General features: G+C 62.5%; 18 protein-coding genes. 9 read left to right on the forward strand and 9 right to left on the reverse strand.

All coding sequences use genetic code 11. The features are described from left to right. A partial coding sequence (locus tag HX786_RS27060) for a YgcG family protein (RefSeq protein ID WP_178912854.1) occupies positions 1–1168 on the reverse strand: 1168 nt, incomplete at its 3' end. Between the two features lie 127 nt (positions 1169–1295). Between HX786_RS27060 and HX786_RS27065 the strand changes: the two genes are divergently transcribed. Together HX786_RS27065 and HX786_RS27070 are read left to right on the forward strand one after the other, a co-directional pair. Further along, entirely contained in the window at positions 1296–2114 is an 819-nt protein-coding gene (locus tag HX786_RS27065; RefSeq protein ID WP_134326375.1) for an alpha/beta fold hydrolase, read from the forward strand. Beyond that, positions 2101–3276, forward strand: coding sequence for a PAS domain-containing sensor histidine kinase (locus HX786_RS27070; RefSeq protein WP_178912855.1), 1176 nt, complete (start codon positions 2101–2103; stop codon positions 3274–3276). The genes HX786_RS27065 and HX786_RS27070 overlap by 14 nt, the downstream gene beginning before the upstream one ends. Here the strand turns inward: HX786_RS27070 and dapF are convergent. Then, positions 3245–4078 (reverse strand): diaminopimelate epimerase, encoded by an 834-nt coding sequence (dapF, locus tag HX786_RS27075; protein ID WP_178912856.1) that lies wholly within the window; start codon positions 4076–4078, stop codon positions 3245–3247. The genes HX786_RS27070 and dapF overlap by 32 nt on opposite strands. A gap of 130 nt (positions 4079–4208) precedes the next feature. Between dapF and HX786_RS27080 the strand changes: the two genes are divergently transcribed. Then, positions 4209–5267, forward strand: coding sequence for an alginate lyase family protein (locus HX786_RS27080; RefSeq protein WP_177019944.1), 1059 nt, complete (start codon positions 4209–4211; stop codon positions 5265–5267). 45 nt (positions 5268–5312) lie between these two features. Beyond that, positions 5313–5813, forward strand: coding sequence for an AAA family ATPase (locus tag HX786_RS27085; protein WP_134326371.1), 501 nt, complete (start codon positions 5313–5315; stop codon positions 5811–5813). Here the strand turns inward: HX786_RS27085 and HX786_RS27090 are convergent. Next, positions 5810–7372: a murein L,D-transpeptidase gene (locus HX786_RS27090; protein ID WP_178912857.1), complete on the reverse strand. Its 1563-nt coding sequence runs from the start codon at positions 7370–7372 to the stop codon at positions 5810–5812. The genes HX786_RS27085 and HX786_RS27090 overlap by 4 nt on opposite strands. A gap of 37 nt (positions 7373–7409) precedes the next feature. On the opposite strand from HX786_RS27090, the gene HX786_RS27095 reads away from it, so the two are divergent. Further along, positions 7410–8123: a murein L,D-transpeptidase catalytic domain family protein gene (locus HX786_RS27095; protein ID WP_023658766.1), complete on the forward strand. Its 714-nt coding sequence runs from the start codon at positions 7410–7412 to the stop codon at positions 8121–8123. Between the two features lie 86 nt (positions 8124–8209). Next, a complete protein-coding gene (locus tag HX786_RS27100; protein ID WP_008435386.1) occupies positions 8210–8959 on the forward strand; it encodes a creatininase family protein in 750 nt (249 codons plus the stop codon). A gap of 155 nt (positions 8960–9114) precedes the next feature. Here HX786_RS27100 and HX786_RS27105 read toward each other — a convergent pair whose 3' ends face one another. Together HX786_RS27105 and HX786_RS27110 are read right to left on the reverse strand one after the other, a co-directional pair. Next, positions 9115–9456, reverse strand: coding sequence for a hypothetical protein (locus HX786_RS27105; protein WP_003210199.1), 342 nt, complete (start codon positions 9454–9456; stop codon positions 9115–9117). 29 nt (positions 9457–9485) lie between these two features. Next, the gene (locus tag HX786_RS27110; protein ID WP_023658765.1) at positions 9486–10124 is read right to left on the reverse strand and encodes a hypothetical protein; all 639 of its coding nucleotides are present in this window, start codon (positions 10122–10124) and stop codon (positions 9486–9488) included. A 143-nt stretch (positions 10125–10267) separates the two neighbouring features. Between HX786_RS27110 and HX786_RS27115 the strand changes: the two genes are divergently transcribed. After that, a complete protein-coding gene (locus HX786_RS27115) occupies positions 10268–10531 on the forward strand; it encodes a hypothetical protein (protein ID WP_008435390.1) in 264 nt (87 codons plus the stop codon). A 15-nt stretch (positions 10532–10546) separates the two neighbouring features. Here HX786_RS27115 and HX786_RS27120 read toward each other — a convergent pair whose 3' ends face one another. Next, on the reverse strand, positions 10547–11278 hold the full coding sequence (locus HX786_RS27120) for a GntR family transcriptional regulator (protein WP_003210205.1): 732 nt from the start codon (positions 11276–11278) through the stop codon (positions 10547–10549). Between the two features lie 34 nt (positions 11279–11312). Then, positions 11313–11945 carry a glutathione transferase gene (gene yfcF, locus HX786_RS27125; RefSeq protein ID WP_178912858.1) on the reverse strand — a complete coding sequence of 211 codons (633 nt, stop codon included), beginning with the start codon at positions 11943–11945 and terminating at the stop codon, positions 11313–11315. A gap of 171 nt (positions 11946–12116) precedes the next feature. Here yfcF and HX786_RS27130 point away from each other — a divergent pair, with 171 nt between their 5' ends. After that, entirely contained in the window at positions 12117–13547 is a 1431-nt protein-coding gene (locus HX786_RS27130) for a hypothetical protein (RefSeq protein WP_178912859.1), read from the forward strand. On the opposite strand, the gene HX786_RS27135 is transcribed toward HX786_RS27130, so the two are convergent. Next, positions 13544–14068: a DUF924 family protein gene (locus HX786_RS27135; RefSeq protein ID WP_008435398.1), complete on the reverse strand. Its 525-nt coding sequence runs from the start codon at positions 14066–14068 to the stop codon at positions 13544–13546. The two genes, HX786_RS27130 and HX786_RS27135, sit on opposite strands and share 4 nt — an antisense overlap. Before the next feature lie 127 nt (positions 14069–14195). Here HX786_RS27135 and HX786_RS27140 point away from each other — a divergent pair, with 127 nt between their 5' ends. After that, positions 14196–15254: a HoxN/HupN/NixA family nickel/cobalt transporter gene (locus tag HX786_RS27140; RefSeq protein WP_003210212.1), complete on the forward strand. Its 1059-nt coding sequence runs from the start codon at positions 14196–14198 to the stop codon at positions 15252–15254. Positions 15255–15441: 187 nt separating this feature from the next. On the opposite strand, the gene HX786_RS27145 is transcribed toward HX786_RS27140, so the two are convergent. Continuing rightward, positions 15442–17883, reverse strand: coding sequence for a TonB-dependent receptor (locus HX786_RS27145; protein ID WP_177039872.1), 2442 nt, complete (start codon positions 17881–17883; stop codon positions 15442–15444). Positions 17884–17963 lie beyond the last annotated feature (80 nt).

The following is a 17963-nucleotide window of genomic DNA, read 5'->3' on the forward strand; positions in this document are numbered from 1 at the left end:
TGGAACCACCACCACCCGATGAGCTGCTGCTGGAACTGGAGCTCGAACCGGAGGAGCTGGAGCCCCCACCAGACCCCGACCCGCCGCTGATACCGTGAGCAAAGATGAACAGCGCCGCGAACGAAGCGAATGGAAACGCCAGCAGCCATCCCGTGGCGCCCTTGTCAATCAATGCCCCCACGATCCCGTACACCACCAGCACCGCCAACAGCCGCGCGATAAAGCCCACCTGGCTCTCTTGCCACATGCTCTTCATCACCAGGAACAGGCCCAGATACAGGCCCAGGACCAGCAACCCTGCGAATGGATAAGCCAGCCAGTGAATAAGGGATATCTCGCGCACGAAGTTATCGGTCAGCAGCACGCCGGCGATATAGCCCAACAGCACCAGCACGGTATAAAACGCCGCCCTCGCCTGCCACAACGCGCCGAAAGTAGCGCCACCGATCAACATGCACAGGGGCAGCAACAGCAAATAGACCGGCCAGTCCTTGCCGCCCGCCACCGCGACCAGCACCACGGTGACACCGACCACCGCCATCAGGGCCCGGCGCCAAGGGAGTTTTTCGGCCCCCATCAATACCCCGACCACCCCGCCAAACATGAACGCCAGGAGCACCGCATACGCTTCAGGCGCAACCCCGGCCTTGGCCACCTCGGGCAAGTTGCCGCCGTCCACCAATAGCGTCAGGTCGTCCACCGCCTGCTGCACGCCGCCGGCGTAATCGCCCTGGCGAAAGGCCGGGGTGATGTGTTCTTCGATGATGCGGTGGGCCAGCAGGTCGGTGACCACGCCTTCCAGGCCGTAACCGACTTCGATCCTAACCTTGCGATCGTCCTTCGCCACCAGCAGCAGGATGCCGTCGTTGACGTCCTTGCGCCCCAGTTTCCAGGCACGGAACAGTTGGTTGGCGAAGTCCTCGATGCCAACGCCCTGGGTGCTCGGCAGCAGCATCACCGCCACCTGTGCGCCCTTGCGTTGTTCCAGACCGGCAAGTTGCGTGGTCATGCGGGATTGAGTGGCAGCGTCGAGGGTTTGGGTCAGGTCGATCACGCGCTGGTCCAGCGCAACCGTGACCGGCGCCGGGGGAACGGTATCGGCCCACACCTGCGAGCCGGAAACGATCAGTAGCAAGCCCAAGACACATTGCCGTAGGAACACCATCATGTTTTGTTACCTGAAGTTTCATCCTGAATCGGCCGACTTTACCCTATCGACGCTATAAACAGGTGACCCGACGCCACCGACTATCTAGACTTACGCCACCCCCACACACGCCCTACACGAGAACGCCATGGACCTTCAGCAGCGCAACAACGTCAGGGTGTATGGCAGCGGTCCCACGACCCTGGTTTTCTCCCATGGCTTCGGGTGTGATCAGACCATGTGGAATTATCTGTTTCCTCACTTCACCGGGCGTTTCCGTGTGGTGCTGTATGACCTGGTGGGGGCTGGCCAGTCCGACCTAGGCGCGTACGACAGCGAAAAATACAGCTCACTCGCCGGCTACGCCCATGACTTGGGCGAGATTGTTGATGAATACGCCGTGGGCCCGGTGGTGCTGGTGGGGCACTCCGTCAGCGCGATGATCGGCGCCCTGGCCGATCGCCAGGCGCCCGGAACAATCGCCGCCCATGTGATGATCGGTCCTTCGCCGTGCTATATCGATTCCGGTGACTACACGGGCGGGTTCACCCTCGACGATATCCATTCGTTGCTCGATACCCTCGACAGCAATTACCTCGGCTGGTCCAGCACCATGGCCCCGGTAATCATGGGCGCACCCGGGCAACCTGCCCTCGGCGAAGAACTGACCAACAGTTTCTGCCGCACCGAGCCGGACATCGCCAAGCGCTTCGCACGGGTAACCTTCCTGTCGGACAACCGCCAGGACATCGCGGGCCTGATGACCCCCACCCTGATTCTGCAATCCACCGATGACTTGATCGCACCGGTCTGCGTGGGTGAATACCTGCACGCGGCGTTGCCCGCCAGCACGTATTGCCTGGTCGATAACGTGGGGCATTGCCCGCACATGAGCGCACCTGGCGCCTGCTCAGCGGCCATGGACAGTTTCCTGTTGCCATGGGTGGGTGCCGATGCCAGCCGATAACCTGTCGTTGCCGGACTCTCAACGTTTGTTCGACGGTGCGCCCTGCGCCTTGGTAGTCACCCGGGAAGACGGCACCATCGTGCAGGCCAACCAGTGCTTCAGCGACTGGACCGGCTTCAGCGTCGAGGAGTTGAAAGAACGGCGGTTTCAGGACTTGCTGACGATGGGCGGACGGATCTTCCATCAGACGCACCTGGGGCCGCTGATGAAAATGCAGGGCTCCATCGCTGAAGTAAAACTCGACCTGCTGCACCGTGACCGGCGCACCGTCACGGTATTGCTCAACGGCGTCAGGTACGAACATGCCGGCATTGCCTATAACGAACTGGCCCTCTTCGGCACCACCGACCGCGACAAGTACGAGCGCGAGCTGCTCAACGCGCGCAAACTGGCTGAAGCCTTGTTGCAGGAAAAGACCGCCGCTGAAGTCGCGCTGCATCAGGCCCAGGCCGAACTGAGCAGCGCCTATGAAATCGCCCAGCGCCGGGCGCTGTTTGCCGAGCAGATGGTCGCGATTGTCAGCCATGACCTGAAGAACCCGCTTACCGCGATCAAGATGGCCTCGGAGTTCCTCGCCCGTGGCGAGCGCAGCCCCAAGGAGCGCCAACTCCTGGGGCATATCGGCCTGTCCACCGAACGGGCGCAGCGGATGATCGCCGACTTGCTGGACTTCACCCAGGCCAGAGTCGGCCAGGGCATCAGCATCAATCCCGTAGCACTCGACCTGCACGCCGTCACCCGTGACAGTCTCGACGAGTTGCAAGTGGCGTTCCCCACGGCGACCCTCGAACATCACGCCACGGGCAGCGCCCGCACGTTCCTGGATGCCGACCGCATACAACAAATCATCGGCAACCTGGTGGCCAACAGCGTGGCGTACGGCGACCTGCAACAGCCGATTACCGTCACCTCGCACCAGGACGCACAAGAGAGCCGGCTCTCGGTGCACAACCACGGCCCGGCGATTCCCGAAGCGTTGATGGCCGGCTTGTTTGAGCCCATGACCCGAGGCACGGAGCAGGACAGTGAGGTGCGTAGCGTTGGCCTGGGGCTGTTTATCGTGCGGGAAATTGCCAAGGCCCATGATGGAGGTGTTTCGGTGAGCTCAAGCCCGGACCGGGGCACTACCTTCAGTGTGCACTTTCCATTGCGCCACCCATGAGCGCGGCAGCCACAGTGCCGTGAACAACGGTTTGGACTGACCCCGTCAACACCACGCCGCCACGCCCATCCCAATGCACCGTCACGGTACCGCCATCGCATTGCACGTCGACGGTGTCATCCAGCAGCCCACGACGAATCCCGTTGACCACCGCGCCACAACAGCACGAGCCCGAGCCCTGCGGGATGCCGCCGCCCCGCTCCCAGATGCGCAGGCGGATATGGCTGCGATCCAGCACTTGCACGAAATGCACGTTGGTCTTGTTGGGGAACAGCGGGTGGGTTTCCAACGACGGCCCAAGCGTCGCGATATCGACCGCCGCCAGGTCGTCGACAAAGAAGGTGCAATGCGGGTTGCCCATGCTGCACGCCGCCGGGTCGCCCTCCAGCGGCAAGCGTTCGGTGTCCATCGCCTGCGCCAGCGGAATTTTTTCCCAGCCCAATGAAGGCAGCCCCATGTCCACCGACACCCGCTGTCCCGATTCGCGCACGCAGGTCAGCAGCCCCCGGTTGGTTCGCAGCACGAGGGTGGCAGTGCCGGCTTCGCGCATCAGCATGTCTGCAACCCCGCGGGTGGCGCTGCCGCAGGTGTCGAGCGGGGTGCCGTTGGGGTTCCAGAATTTGATACGGGCGGCCGCGTCAGTGCAGTCGAGCACCACGGCCAATTGATTGAAGCCGATGCCGCGATGACGGTCACCCAGGCGGCGGGCGATTTCAGCGGTGATCGGGTCATGCTGGCCGCGCCGGTCGATCACGATGAAATCATCACCGTGGGCGTGCATCTTCACGAACTGCAAAGTCATGGGGCGTCCTGTTCTCGACCGGGCTTGGCGGGCTAGGATAGAGGGCTGGCGGGTATTTCATCAAATTCCCATCACGGGCATGGTAGCGTGACTTTGCCCCGCCCGGGTCAATCCATCCCTGAGGAACAGCATGCTACAACGCCCTCTGCACACCGTGGCCCTCGCCGCGCTGCTCGCCGCGTTCGCCAACGCCGCCTTTGCCGCGCCCCAGGTCCTGAGTGCCTGCCAGCCCGCCACCTCGAATCCGACCTCCAAATCGCTGCTGGCTGCCGCCCAGCGCCACCTCGGCGACCAGCCCGACGCCCTGCCCCATCTGCACACCGAAGGTACCCTGCCGAACCACGGCATCCGCGAGCAAAGCATCGCCGCCGAGAAGGATTGGCCAGTCATGCGCCAGGCGGCCCTGGCCTGGCGCCTGAGCCGTGACACGCGCTACCTCAAGCAAGTGGATGACTACCTGAGCGCGTGGGCCAGCACCTACCAGCCGGACTTCAACCCGATCGACGAAACCAACCTCGACATGCTGATCAGCGCCTACGCCCTCACCGCCAGCGACCTTCGCCCCCAGACCCGCGACGCCACCCGCGCGCTGCTGACCCACCTGGGCAATGGCTATATCGAGCGCATCAAGCAGTTCCACGGCGAAAAGAAAGCCACCAACACCAATAACTGGCAGAGCCACCGCGTAAAACTGGTCACGGTGGCCGCCGCCGCACTGGGCGACCGCGAGATGCTCGAACAGGCCTTCCAGCTGTTCCGGCAACAGATCAACGACAACGTACTGCCCGACGGCTCGGTGAGCGACTTCCAGGACCGTGACGCCCTGCACTATGTGGTCTACGACCTGGAGCCGCTGGTGCAGGCCGCGCTGGCGGCCAAGCCCTACGGCATTGGCGGCAACTGGCTGGACGTCACCGCGCCCCACGGTGGCTCGCTGAGCGAAGCACTGGACTGGCTGGCGCCGTATGCCAAAGGCCAGCGCAGCCACGAAGAGTTCGTGCATACCCACGTGCAGTTCGACCGGGACCGGGCCCGCGTAGGTGAGCCTGGCTACAGCGGCGAATGGAACCCGAAAAGCAGCAATACGCTGTACTGGCTGGCGGCGCAGTTGGACGCCCGGTATCTGCCGGTGGCCGAACAACTCGCGCCCAAGCCTTCGGACTGGATCAGCGCCTGTTATTTGAAGTGAGTCGCCCGGTAGACTGAGCCGACTCACCCCTTCGAAGGATCGACCATGCTTATTGTGTTCAGCGGCCTGCCCGGCACTGGGAAGACCACGATTGCCAAGGCCCTTGCCGGCCAATCCGGCGCCGTGTATCTGCGCATCGACACCATCGAGCAGGCCATCCGCGATGCAGGGGTACTGGAGCAAGGCGTGGGCAGCAGCGGTTACCAGGTGGCCAATGCGCTGGCGTTGAGCAACCTGTTGCTGGGCCACACGGTTGTCGTCGATTGCGTTAACCCGGTGGCTGAAAGTCGTCAGGCGTGGAGCGACACTGCGCTAAGCGCCGGTAAGCCGCTGGTGAATATCCAGGTGGTGTGCTCCGACCCACACGAACACCAACGTCGCGTGGAATCACGCACCAGCGATATTCCGGGGCTCACGCCGCCCACCTGGCAGTCCGTCCTGGCCCATGAATATGAGCCATGGGCCGAGTCGCCATTGACCGTCGATACGGCGCGCTTGCCTCCCCATGAGGCGCTGACGATGATCAACGCTCAGCTAAGCGCCTAGAGCGCACTCTCCAACGCTTTCATCAACACCGGGTCGCGCCCGTAAATGTCCGGCGCGTAGAGCAACGCGCCCTTGCCATCGACCTGCACCGTCCAATACCCCAGCAGCACCGGTACCGGCGTCGCGAGCCGGAACTCGTGGGTGGTTTCCGTCGCCAGCAATTCTTCGGTGCGGATCTTCTCCGCCGGGCTCACCAGGAAGTCGCGCAACAGCAGCGGCTGCTCAACCCTCACACATCCCGAACTGAAGGCCCGCGGGCCCTTGGAGAACAGCGGCTGGCTCGGCGTGTCGTGCAGGTACACCGAATACGGGTTGGGAAAGCGCAGCACGATCCGGCCCAGCGGGTTGCGCGGGCCGGCGCCCTGGCGCAGCAGGATGTTGCCGGGGTGCGACCAGTCGACCTGTTCCGGTGCCAGCGAGTTGCCCTGGCTGTCGAGCACTTGCAGGTTCTGCTGGCGCAGGTATTCGGGGTTCAGGCGGATCGCCGGCAGCTTGTCCTCGCGCATGATGGTGGGCGGGATGGTCCAGGTGGGGTTCAGGGTCAGCCGGGTGATGCGCGACTTCAGCAGCGGCGTCTGGCGGTCGGCGCGGCCGACTTGCAGGCGGGTTTGCCACACGGGCACGCCACCCTGGTAGAAGCTCAGTTGCGCCGCTGCCACGTTCACCAGCACGCCCTCGGGTTCCAGGTCCCGGGACAGCCAGCGAAACCGTTCAAGGTTGATGCGCAATTGTTCGCGGCGAATCGCCGGGCTGATGTTCAGCTCGGTGACCGTGCCGGGGCCGATCACGCCGTCGGCTTGCAGGGAATGACTTTGCTGGAAGGTCTTGACCGCGTTGACCAACTCGCCACGGTATTGCGTCCCCGCGGAGGTGGCGCTCAGGTAGCCGCCATTGACCATTCGCCGCGCCAGTTGCGGCACCCGCGAATCGTCCATGCCTGGGCGCAACAACGGGCCGCTGGCCACGGCCTCCCAATGCTGCAACGGTTGCTGGCGCAAGGCGGCGTAGGCACTGCGCAGGCCAAGGTATAGCGGCGCGCTCGGGCGGGCCTGGTCGAAGGCTTGGGCGACGTTCTGCATGCCGGCCTCGGCCATGGCCAGCAATTGGGTGTCGGGGTCCGGGGCCGGTTGCGAATGCCAGACGGGCTCGAAGCGCGACTGCTGCAAGCGGCCGAAATGCAGGTCCTGCAGGGCTTGCAGGTACTGCTGGCTGGTACCGATATCGATGCACAGCACGTTCCCCGTGGCATCCGCCGGGGGCAGTCTATAGTGAGTCGGGTCCAGGCCATCGTCGGCCAGCAACTGCAGTTGGGCTAGCAATGCGGCGCGGCGATCCCCCTCGGACCACAGCACCACGTCGCCCTGCTGCTGATAAAACGCCTGCAAACGCGCCAGGGAAGGCGCATCGACCTGCCCGGCCGGGCCTGGGCAAACGGTCGACAATTGCGAGAGCGCCAATTGCACCGGGGCCGGCGACACCACCAACAGGTCTTCGGCTGTCGCGACCAGCGGTGCAACGAGCAGGCAAATGCTCAAGTAACATGCGTGTTTTTTGAACAATCGCTTAGCTCCCATCCACGGCGGAGATGCTTTATACATGCTGACCTTTTGCTGCCGACTCGGCCTGATCATCTCGACCTTTGCCTCGCTGAGCACCGTTGCGCTCGCAGACACGGGTAAACCTCTTACTCTGTATAGCAGCCTCGCCCACGCCGCTCCAGAACTCAACCCCGATGTACTGAAAAGAGCCTTGAGCGCCATGCAATGCGCGGTGGGCAATGGCATCGAACAGTCCGACCGGCTGGCGGTGATCGACTATTCCCAACCTTCGACCGCTCGTCGCCTATGGATCTTCGACCTGCGCAAGAAGACATTAGTGCTGCGGGATTTGGTGGCCCACGGACAAAAATCCGGGGAAAACTTCGCCACCCAGTTCTCCAACCGTGAAGGCAGTTACCAGTCCAGCATTGGCTTGTTCCGCACCCAGGAGAGCTACGAAGGCGCCCACGGCTACTCGCTGCGCATGGACGGCCTGGAGCCGGGTTTCAATGACCGTGCACGGGACCGCGCCATCGTGATCCATGCCGCCGACTATGTAAGCCCGTTGTGGAGCAAGCGCGAAGGCCGTATCGGCCGCAGCCAGGGTTGCCCCGCCGTACGCCCGCAGGTAGCGCGCCAGGTGGTGGACAAACTCAAGGACGGCCAGTTCATGTTTTCCTGGTACCCCGACCAGCGCTGGCTGAAGTCCTCGGCTTACCTCAACTGCAAGCCGCGCCAGATGGCGAGTGCCGGTACTGTCAAAGGCGGTTGATGCTCTCGCTGTTGCCGTGCACCATGCGGCTCACGCCACCAGGAACTCCACCGTGTTCCTGGGCTTGATGAGAGAGAGAACCTGAGATGCTTTTACATCAATCCACCTGGATCGAGATTGGCCAGTTTCTGGAACGCAGCCGCAGCATCGTGATTCCCATCGGCTCCAACGAACAACACGGCCCCACCGGCCTGTTGGGCACCGACTGGATGTGCCCGGAAATCATTGCCCATGAAGCGCAGAAGAACGCCGACATCCTGATCGGCCCGACCTTCAACATCGGCATGGCCCAGCATCACCTGGGCTTCCCGGGCACCATTTCCCTGCGCCCTTCGACCTTTATCGCGGCGATTGGTGATTGGGTACGCTCGTTGGCAGGCCATGGTTTCGAGAAGATCCTGTTTCTCAATGGCCACGGCGGCAATATCGCCTCGATCGAAGCGGCGTTCTCCGAGCTGTATGCCGAAGCCAGCTTCAGCGGGCGCCCGTCGGGTTATGCGCTGAAACTGTGCAACTGGTGGGACCTGGAAGGCGTGAACGAGCTGGCGCACCAGCAGTTCCCGGTGGGCCATGGCAGCCATGCCACGCCGTCGGAGATCGCCGTGACCCAATGGGCCTACCCGGACGCGATCAAGTCGGCAGACTACTCGCCGCAAATCGCCAACACCGGGCCGATTCGCGAAGCCCGCGACTTCCGCGCGCGTTTCCCGGATGGGCGCATGGGTTCAGACCCGGCGCTGGCCACCCCGCAAAAAGGCGGTGAGTTGGTGGCGTTGGCGGCCAAGGGGTTGGTGAAAGCGGTCGAGACGTTCAGCAGCGAGCCAAAGCCGAGCTGAATCATTCGCTCAAGACAATGAAGATCAACTGTGGGAGCTGTCGAGCTTAAGCGAGGCTGCGATGGGATCACCTCGGTGTCACTGTCATACCGCAGCGATGCCATCGCAGCCTCGCTAAAGCTCGACAGCTCCCACATCAGATCCTCGCTCGTCGATTACAGGCAATCCTGCGCCGCATGCTCGAACCGCGACGGCTTGAACGTCGATGCCAACGGCTTGCGCTCGTACAGGAACACCTTGCCGCCGTCCTGGGACTTGTAGACTTCGAGGATGTTGTCCGCGGCGATCTTGCTGCTCACCACGATCCGGGCATGCCGCGAATTCTGCGTGACCGTGGAGGTCATGCCGTTTTTCTCGAACTTGGGCACCACGCACTGCACGTAGGCTTCAGGGTCCTTGGCGGTTTGCAGGGTAAGGGTTGGGGCATTGGGGGCGGATGCACAGCCCGTCATCAATAAAGAAGCAGAAGCCATCGCTGGCACTAACAACACGCGCATAAAAATTCCTGAAAAATAAACGAAGTGGGCTAACCGGCAGCGACCAACGCCTTGAGCGAGGCATCGAACTGCTTTAATGCGTTCAACTGAACGTCGCGCTGCTGCCCAATCTGTGCAGCGATCTGGGGCGCCGTTTTGTCATGTACCCACACATTAGGCAAGTGCATTTGCATCGAACCCTCGGCTTTGGCGATGTATTGCAGGTCAAGGTCATAGAACTTGGCAACAAACCGCGCTTCCACCCGATCATTACGCTGGGTCAGCAATTGGTTGTAGGTATCGAGCATCACCACCACATCCGGGTGCGCCTGCAACAGCGCATCAAGGTTGTCGTAACGGGTGACCGAGGCAAAGGTGTGCCGCAACGAAGCCATCAGCCAGTCAATCGCCAGGTCCGGGTCGGAACTGTCGACGAAGGCCTGGCGAATCTGCTCGTCCAGCTGGCCCTTGGCACCATTGACCGCCATGGCGTGGTAGCGCGCCAGGTACTCAAGGTTGTCGAGGGTGTTGTCGCTGTAGAGCACGCCGACCGATTGCGAATGCTGCAACCCGACCGGGCTGGCGACGATTGGCGCCAGGTGGCTGGCTTGAAGCCCCCCGGCCGACGCAGAGCCAACCATTGTGCTCATCAGCAGCGCCACCAGGGCCAAACCGGTAAAAGTCCTCATCGCAGGGTCCTTGCACATCATGTTCAATGATGGCAATTGTCCTCCTTTTTCAGAAAAACAGAACTCGCAATACTTGATGGTGACTATTATCTAGAGCAATAGTGTCGTGCAGGCCGCCTCACACAAAATGATAAGGAACGCCTATGAAGCCCCACCAGAAAACCTTCGATCGCATCCGTGAAGCTGTGCTTCCGGAGTTTCGCGAGCGGGTTGCCGATTACCTGGTCGACTATGAGGAAGTGCTGCTGGACAACGCCGCCGAACCGGAAGTGGTCTACGCGATTGCCCAGCAATTGCGTGGCTACTTGCGCGGTTTGAACACCACCCGGGTGCTGGGCATGGCCGACTGGGAAGACCTTGACCGCCGGGTGGTGCAAAGCTGGCTGGTGCTGCTCAAAGCCGAATAGCACCGCGCCTCAAGCTCAGCGTATATCCACGCGATAACGGAAATGTTCGGCGTGGCCACGGCCGCGTCGCAACTCCAGGGGTTGGCCGGCGTAATCCCGGGCCAGCCGCTCGATCACCATCACCGGGCTGCCCACCGGCACCTGCAACCAGCGGGCCCACACGTCATCGATGGACTCGGCGGTGAGGGCTTCCTCGGCAGAAGCGACTACTTGCCCGCAGACTTCTTCGTAAGTGGGGTACAACAGCAATCCCTGCCGGGTCAGATCCACGTCCAGCAGCGCCTGGAACCGCTCGCGCGGCAGCCAGATTTCCTCGGCCAGCACTGGCCCGGTGTCCAGCACGTGTACCCGCACGATGCAGATTACCGGCGCATCCGCTGCCAGCCCCAGCACCTCGCTCACCGACAACGGCGCCTTCACCGGCTTGACCGACAGGATCCGGCTCTGCGGCAGCTGGCATTCACCGCCCGGGCCCTGGAAGCGGAAACACCGGAACAACGACGACTGAAACTTCGGGCGGCGCACAAACGTACCACGGCCCTGCTGGCGCTCCAGAATGCCCTCGCCCACCAATGCCTCGATCGCTTTACGCACGGTGCCGGTAGACAGCTGGTACTGGGTGGACAACACCGCTTCAGGGGGAATAGCCGCACCGGCACGCCAGTGATTATTGGCAATCTGCTCAATCAGATGATCCCGAAAACGCTGATACAACGGCAGGCGGGAGTCACTCGACAGTATATTCATGGACCAGGATTCACTTTGTAATTGAGGAGTTTGACTACAGCGACGGTCGTGCCTGCTTGACCCATTCCTGGACCGAAGGCCGTTGCCATTGGTGCTGGGCATACGCCACCAGGTTGGCGGGCACGCTGTCACCGTTGAGGATCAGCCGGTTGAGCATCACGGCCAAGTCCACGTCGGCAATCGACCACGCGCCGAACAGGTAGTCGCGGCCGTCGGCCAACAGCGCCTGCGCCGCGTTGATCAGCGTGTGGGCCGCTGCTTCAGCAACCGGCGACAGCGGTTCGCCCTTGAGCCCGTAAAACACCACCAGGGTCGAGCGTTCCTGCCGAATCGGCATCAAGTCACTGCGCAACCACGCCTGCACCTGCCGCGCCCTCGCCCGCTGGCGGGGTTCGGCCGGGTACACCGGCACCTGCGGGAACACATCCTCCAGGTACTCGGTAATCGCCAACGACTCGGACAGCGCAAACTCACCCTGCACCAGGGTCGGTACGCGCCCCGTCAGCGACAAGTGCGTGTACGCGTCAGTCTGGTTCTCGGCCGTGTCGAGGTTCAAGGTGAGCAGTTCAAATTCAAGGCCCTTTTCCCGCAGGGTCACAAACACCGACATCGCGTAGGGACTGGTGAAATGGGCGTCAACGTACAGGCTCAGCGGGCGATGGTTCACGGCGACATCTCCTTGGTGGGAGCACCACACTACGAGATCGCGCCGCGCAAATGAAATGCGCGGTTTTTATGGGGGCATTCCTGGCTGGAATACCATCGATAATGGCAATACTATGGCCCCTTGAACCCCACCCGTAACGCCCCGAAAAGCGGATCAAGGAACGATCACTAGATGAAACAAGCGGTTGTCGTCATCCACGGAATCGGCGAGCAGCGCCCGATGGATACCCTGCGTGGCTTCGTCGAAGCGGCGATCCCGGCGGACACCCCCGAGGCGACGCCTTTCTACTGGAGCAAACCCGACCGGTTTTCGCGCAACTTCGATTTGCGCGTGTTGAAGTCGGCGGGTCGCAACACCACCGATTTCTACGAGTACTACTGGGCCCACAAGATGCAGGGCACCAAGGTCGGGCACCTGCTCAGTTGGCTATGGGACATTTTCAAGCGCCCGCGCCGGGATATCCCGACGGCCATCGTGCCGATCTGGCGCGCCACGCGCTGGGCCTTGCTGGCCCTGCTCGTGCTGCTGGTCAGCGGAACCCTGGCGACGCTGTATGGCCGATTCCCCCACAGCGACAACCCCTTCGCCCTGATCCCGGTGCTGCTGGCGGTGATCGGCCTGGCCCTGAAGTACTCGGCACTGTCGTACCTTGGCGATGCCGCCCGCTACCTGAGCCCCAACCCGCAGAACGTGGTGGTGCGCGAACAGATCCGCGCCGATGGCGTCGACCTGCTGCGCGCCCTGCATGACAAGGGTGATTACGACCGCATCATCGTCGTCGGCCACAGTTTGGGCAGCGTGATTGCCTACGACATCGTCGGCTACCTGTGGCACGAGCATCACGATCAGTTACGCCCCGGCGGCCCGGAACTCGCCGCCCGCTACGCCAACCACGAGCGACTGCAACCGGTGGTCCAGGACACGCTGCCAAAGGCTGGAAACGCCCTCGACGGCCGCCTGCAAAGCCTCCTCAGGTTCCGCGAACAGCAAGCCGAAGCCTTTATCGAACAACGCAACCTCGGCAACCCGTGGCGTATCACCGACCTCGTCACCCTCGGCAGCCCGATGGCCCACGCCAGCCTGTTGCTGGGCCGCAGCGTGAGCGACTTCCAGCGCCGCATCGAACGCCGCGAAGCCCCCGCCTGCCCGCCGACGCTCGACGATAAGGGCTACGGCTACAGCGGCCGGCTGCCCGTCACGGTGGGCGGTCGCCCATTTTCACCCCTGTATTTGCACCATGCCGCGGCCTTCGCCGTGACCCGTTGGACCAACCTCTACTTCCCCGCGCCCCTAGGCCTGTTTGGCGACGTCGTCGGCGGCCCGGTCAGCCCGGTGATGGGCCCCGGCGTACTGGACCTGCCGGTCAGCGTGGGCAAATGGAAAGGCTGGCTCGCCAGCTCCTGGCTCAGCCACACCCATTACTGGAGCGAACGCGGCGGCGCCAAGGGCTACCTGAATAAACTGACCACCGATGACGCGGCGATTACCCAAGGCGAACGTCCGTCGGCGACTGAAGCGTTGCGCTGGGCGATTGATCTCAAGGGGGTGCGGCGTTTTCGCCAGGCGGGCGTCAGAGACTTAGTGGCTGAACCCGAGGCCTAGCCCGAAAAGCCACCGTCCTCCAGGAACGCCCGCTCCTCCTCTGTCGTGACCCTGGCCAACACCTCATTACGATGAGGAAAGCGCCCGAACCGCTCGATGATGCGGGCGTGCTCCTTGGCCCAGCGGTAGGTATTGGCATCAAGGTCCTTGTTCAGGGCCACCGACAGCTGTTGATCCCCGGGATCTTCAGAATGCTCGAAGGGCAAATAACAAAACGCCCGCAACGGGGTTTCGATCGACTTGTCCATCCCCGCCTCGACCATCTGCCGCGCGTACAAACGCGCCAGCGGGTCGGTGGCGAACATATGCGCCGTGCCACGGAAGGTATTGCGCGGGAACTGGTCCAGCAGCAACAGCAACGCCAGCGCGCCCTCCGGCGTTTGCATCCAGCTCTCCAGTTCGCGCCGGGCCGCCTGCAAATGCGTGGTGTAGAAAGCCTCGCGAAAACGCCGGTCAAACCCTTCATCCTTGGCAAACCACAGCTTGGGCCCCGCCTGTTTCCAGAACTCAATAACCGCCATTGCTGCATTTTCGATCGTCGTCACAATCCTCTCCTCACTCACTCCACAAATTTCATCATCACTCTAAACAAAATCTATAAAGTTTCGGAACGTGTCTGAATGTTTCCACCGCACACAGGTAGTGTTGATGATCCTACGCCTTGCCCAGATTTTCAGTGACTCCAGCACCCGGGTTCGCGCCAAGCTGTTTGGCATCTACGGGTTGTTGATCGGCATTAACGTCGTCGCCTGGATCTGGGCGCTGGTGGCGTTCCATGAGCACCCGGTGCTGCTCGGCACCGCGCTCCTGGCCTACGGTTTCGGGCTGCGGCATGCGGTGGATGCCGACCATATCGCCGCCATCGACAACGTGACCCGCAAGCTGATGCAGGAAAAGAAACGTCCGGTGGCGGTGGGCTTCTTTTTCTCCCTGGGACATTCTTCGGTGGTGGTCCTGGCATCCATTGGCGTCGCGTTTGCGGCCTCGGTGATGCAGGCGCGGTTTGAAGGGTTCAAGGCCATCGGCGGGGTGATCGGCACGTCGGTCTCGGCCTCGTTCCTGTTGGTCATCGCCTTGATGAACCTGGTGATCCTGCACGCGATCTACAAGGCCTGGCGCCATGTGCGCCAGGGCGGTGCGTATGTGGAGGACGACTTCGACCTGCTGCTGGCGGACCGGGGTTTCATGGCGCGGATTTTCCGCCCGGTGTTTCGCCTGATCAGCCGCAGCTGGCACATGTACCCGTTGGGTTTCCTGTTCGGCCTGGGCTTTGATACGGCCACCGAGATCGGCCTGTTGGGGATTTCTGCGACCCAGGCCTCTCAAGGGCTGTCGCCGTGGGCGATCATGGTGTTCCCGCTGCTGTTCAGCGCCGGCATGTCCCTGGTGGACACGCTGGACGGCCACCTGATGCTGGGGGCATACGGCTGGGCGTACATGAAGCCGATCCGCAAGATCTACTACAACATGACCATCACCCTGGTATCGGTGGTGGTTGCGGTGGTGATCGGCAGTATCGAGGCGTTGGGGTTGATGGGTGACCAGTTGGACCTGAAGGGATCGTTCTGGAGTTTTATCGGCTCGCTGAACGACAGTTTCGGGATGCTGGGCTACATGATCATCGGGATCTTCGTGGCCAGTTGGGCGATCTCGGTGATGCTGTATCGCCTCAAGGGCTTTGACCGGATTGAAGTGAACGCGGGTTGACCGAGGGACATTCAGCCTTGTTGTGGCGAGGGAGCTTGCTCCCGCTGGGTCGCGAAGCGGCCCCAATAAGGCAATCGAGAGCCACCTGAAAGAACACCGTGTCCTTTTTTTGGGGCTGCTTCGCAGCCCAGCGGGAGCAAGCTCCCTCACCACGGGTTGTCCATTCACCTGATAGGGTTTTCCAGGCTCAGAAATCCACCGTCGCCGACAATTTCACTGTCCGCGGCTCACCCTGGGTCAGGTAGTTATTGGCCGTCGACGCCGACGACCAGTACGCCTTGTTCGCTACGTTTTCGACGTTGGCGCGCAGGGTGATGTATTTGTCATCCGCTTTGAAGCCATAACGCGCTCCCAGGTCGACGCGGGTCCAGGCCGGGATACTCAGGCTGTTGGCGGCGTTGACGTATTCGCCACCGGTGCGCAGCATCCGTGCGCTGACCGCCGCACCCTGGATGCCCGGCACATCCCAATCCGCACCGATGTTGTACTGGAAGCGCGGCACACCCGCGGCGCGGTTGCCGTCGGTGGCGCCGTTGGAAGTGCTCTTCTGTTCGGTGTCCATCCAGGTGGCACCGGCCAGCAGGCGCAGGCCGTCGATGGGCTCGCCGAACACGTTGAGTTCCACGCCTTTGTTGATCTGTTCACCGTCGACAGTGAAGGTATCGAACTTCTGGCCCGGGAACCGGGTGGTCGCGTTGTTCGGCTGTTCGATGCGGTACACACCCAGCGTGGCGCCATAGTTTTCCCAGTCCAGCTTCACCCCGGCTTCCGTCTGCTTGCTGCGCTTGGGCGGGAAGACTTCGCCGGGGTTGGTCACGTTCGTGAGTGGCGCCGTCGGGCCCTGGGCCAGGCCTTCGATACGGTTGGCGTAGAACGACACGTGCTCCCATGGCTTGATCACCAGGCCATAGACCGGTGTGGTGATGGACTCGGAGTACGGTGTACCCCGTGCCCCCGTGGCCGTGTTCCAACTGTCCACCTCGATGGTCTGGCGCCGCACGCCCAGGGTCAACAGCACCCGATCATCCAAAAAGCCCAGGGTGTCGGACACCGCCGCACTCTTGATGCGGTTCTTGCCGACAACCCGCGGGTCGTGAATATCACTGCCGAAATAGGTGTTGGTAGGTCGCGGCGTTTGCGTCGGGTCGTACAGGTTGCCGGGCTGGCGGTTGGCTTGCAGGATCGCCTCGTAAGACGAGCGCTGCTCGCCCCAGATCCCCGACAGCCCGAAGTTCATCTGATGGGTCACCGGCCCCGTCGCAAAGTGCCCGTTCAAGCCGGCCATGGCGCTTTTGTTGTCTTCGTCATGGGGTGAATAGAGGAAGCCCACCTTGGCGCTGCCATCGTTGGCGACATACAGCGACGAATACTGGCCGTTCTCCCGAGTGTGCTTGGCGCCACCTGCCGCGTAGACCGTCCAGTTATCGTTCAAGTCATATTCGGCGTTGACCATGCCGTAGGTGTCTTCCAGCTGCGACCAGCTCCAGTCCTGGGCGTAGTTGTCCTTGGCCGACGGCGGGCTGGGGACTTTGGTGCCGGTCAGGTAGACCACCGAGCGGCCGTTATTGATGCGTTCTTTCTGGTAGCCAAAGTCGGTGGAGACCCGCAAGCGCTCGCCGCGATAATCCAGGGCAACGGCGATCAACTGCGAGCTTTTGTTTTCGTCATCCACAGCGGTTTCGCCGCCGTGCCGCGCCAGGTTGACCCGGGCGCCAAAGCGGTTGTCTTCGCCAAAGCGTTGGCCGAGGTCGATATGGCCGCCGGCCTGGCTGTCGCTGGCGTAATCGAGGGTGACGCTGCGGGTGGGCGTGTCTTCAGCGCGCTTGGGCACCAGGTTGACGCTGCCGCCGATCCCGCTGCCCGAGGGCGACACGCCGTTGACGAAGGCATTCGGGCCCTTGAACAGCTCCACCCGTTCCAGGGCTTCGGTAGTGATGATCTGCCGGGGCAGCACGCCGTACAGGCCGTTGAATGCGATGTCATCGGTGCTCAGCGGCAGCCCGCGAATGGTGAACACCTGGGAGAAGTTGCCAAACCCGGACGACTGGCGCACCGACGCGTCGTTGAGCAATACGTCGCCGACGGTTCGCGCTTGTTGGTCGGCGATGGTTTTCGAGGTGTAGCTGACCACGCTGAATGGCACGTCGTTGATGGACCGATTGCCCAACACGCCCAGGCGTGCAGAACGTGCCACCTGGCCACCGGCATACGTGTCTGCCTGCGCCCCGCTCGCTTCACCGCTGATGGTGGTGGCGCCCAACTCCAACGCACCACCGCTGGCCTGGGGCACCACGGTATAACCGTTGGTGCCGGTGCCTTGCAGGGTGTAGCCGCTGCCTTGCAGCAACTGGGCAAAACCCGATTGTGCGCTGTAGCTGCCTTGCAGCCCCGGGCTTTGTTGATCGTTGAGCAACGTGGAATCGAACGACAACGGCACCCCGGACAACGCCGCAAACTGCGCCAGCACATTCCCCAGCGGCCCCGCCGCGATGTTATAGCTGCGCGCCGCACTGCTTGGCGCAGCATCTTCTGCCTGGGCGTTCTGCAGCGGTGCGACGGCGGCAAGGGCGACCGCCAGGCTCAGTGCCTTCAACGGACGGGGGCAGTACGGGAGCGGTCTGGCGGTCATGGGCATTCCTGTCGGCGCGGAGCAATGTTGAGGGTTCTCCCCTACACCGGGCGACCACGAAAAAGGTATCAGCGAAAGTT

This window comes from Pseudomonas sp. 21615526, assembly GCF_013386245.1.
GTDB lineage: Bacteria > Pseudomonadota > Gammaproteobacteria > Pseudomonadales > Pseudomonadaceae > Aquipseudomonas.

Coding starts and splice junctions, on each gene's coding strand:
- HX786_RS27080 (WP_177019944.1), top strand. CDS start 4,209: ATGCTACAACGCCCTCTGCACACCGTGGCCCTCGCCGCGCTGCTCGCC.
- HX786_RS27100 (WP_008435386.1), top strand. CDS start 8,210: ATGCTTTTACATCAATCCACCTGGATCGAGATTGGCCAGTTTCTGGAA.
- HX786_RS27105 (WP_003210199.1), bottom strand. CDS start 9,456: ATGCGCGTGTTGTTAGTGCCAGCGATGGCTTCTGCTTCTTTATTGATG.
- HX786_RS27110 (WP_023658765.1), bottom strand. CDS start 10,124: ATGAGGACTTTTACCGGTTTGGCCCTGGTGGCGCTGCTGATGAGCACA.
- HX786_RS27085 (WP_134326371.1), top strand. CDS start 5,313: ATGCTTATTGTGTTCAGCGGCCTGCCCGGCACTGGGAAGACCACGATT.
- HX786_RS27065 (WP_134326375.1), top strand. CDS start 1,296: ATGGACCTTCAGCAGCGCAACAACGTCAGGGTGTATGGCAGCGGTCCC.
- HX786_RS27115 (WP_008435390.1), top strand. CDS start 10,268: ATGAAGCCCCACCAGAAAACCTTCGATCGCATCCGTGAAGCTGTGCTT.
- dapF (WP_178912856.1), bottom strand. CDS start 4,078: ATGACTTTGCAGTTCGTGAAGATGCACGCCCACGGTGATGATTTCATC.
- HX786_RS27130 (WP_178912859.1), top strand. CDS start 12,117: ATGAAACAAGCGGTTGTCGTCATCCACGGAATCGGCGAGCAGCGCCCG.
- HX786_RS27120 (WP_003210205.1), bottom strand. CDS start 11,278: ATGAATATACTGTCGAGTGACTCCCGCCTGCCGTTGTATCAGCGTTTT.
- HX786_RS27145 (WP_177039872.1), bottom strand. CDS start 17,883: ATGACCGCCAGACCGCTCCCGTACTGCCCCCGTCCGTTGAAGGCACTG.
- HX786_RS27135 (WP_008435398.1), bottom strand. CDS start 14,068: ATGGCGGTTATTGAGTTCTGGAAACAGGCGGGGCCCAAGCTGTGGTTT.
- HX786_RS27070 (WP_178912855.1), top strand. CDS start 2,101: ATGCCAGCCGATAACCTGTCGTTGCCGGACTCTCAACGTTTGTTCGAC.
- HX786_RS27140 (WP_003210212.1), top strand. CDS start 14,196: ATGATCCTACGCCTTGCCCAGATTTTCAGTGACTCCAGCACCCGGGTT.
- HX786_RS27095 (WP_023658766.1), top strand. CDS start 7,410: ATGCTGACCTTTTGCTGCCGACTCGGCCTGATCATCTCGACCTTTGCC.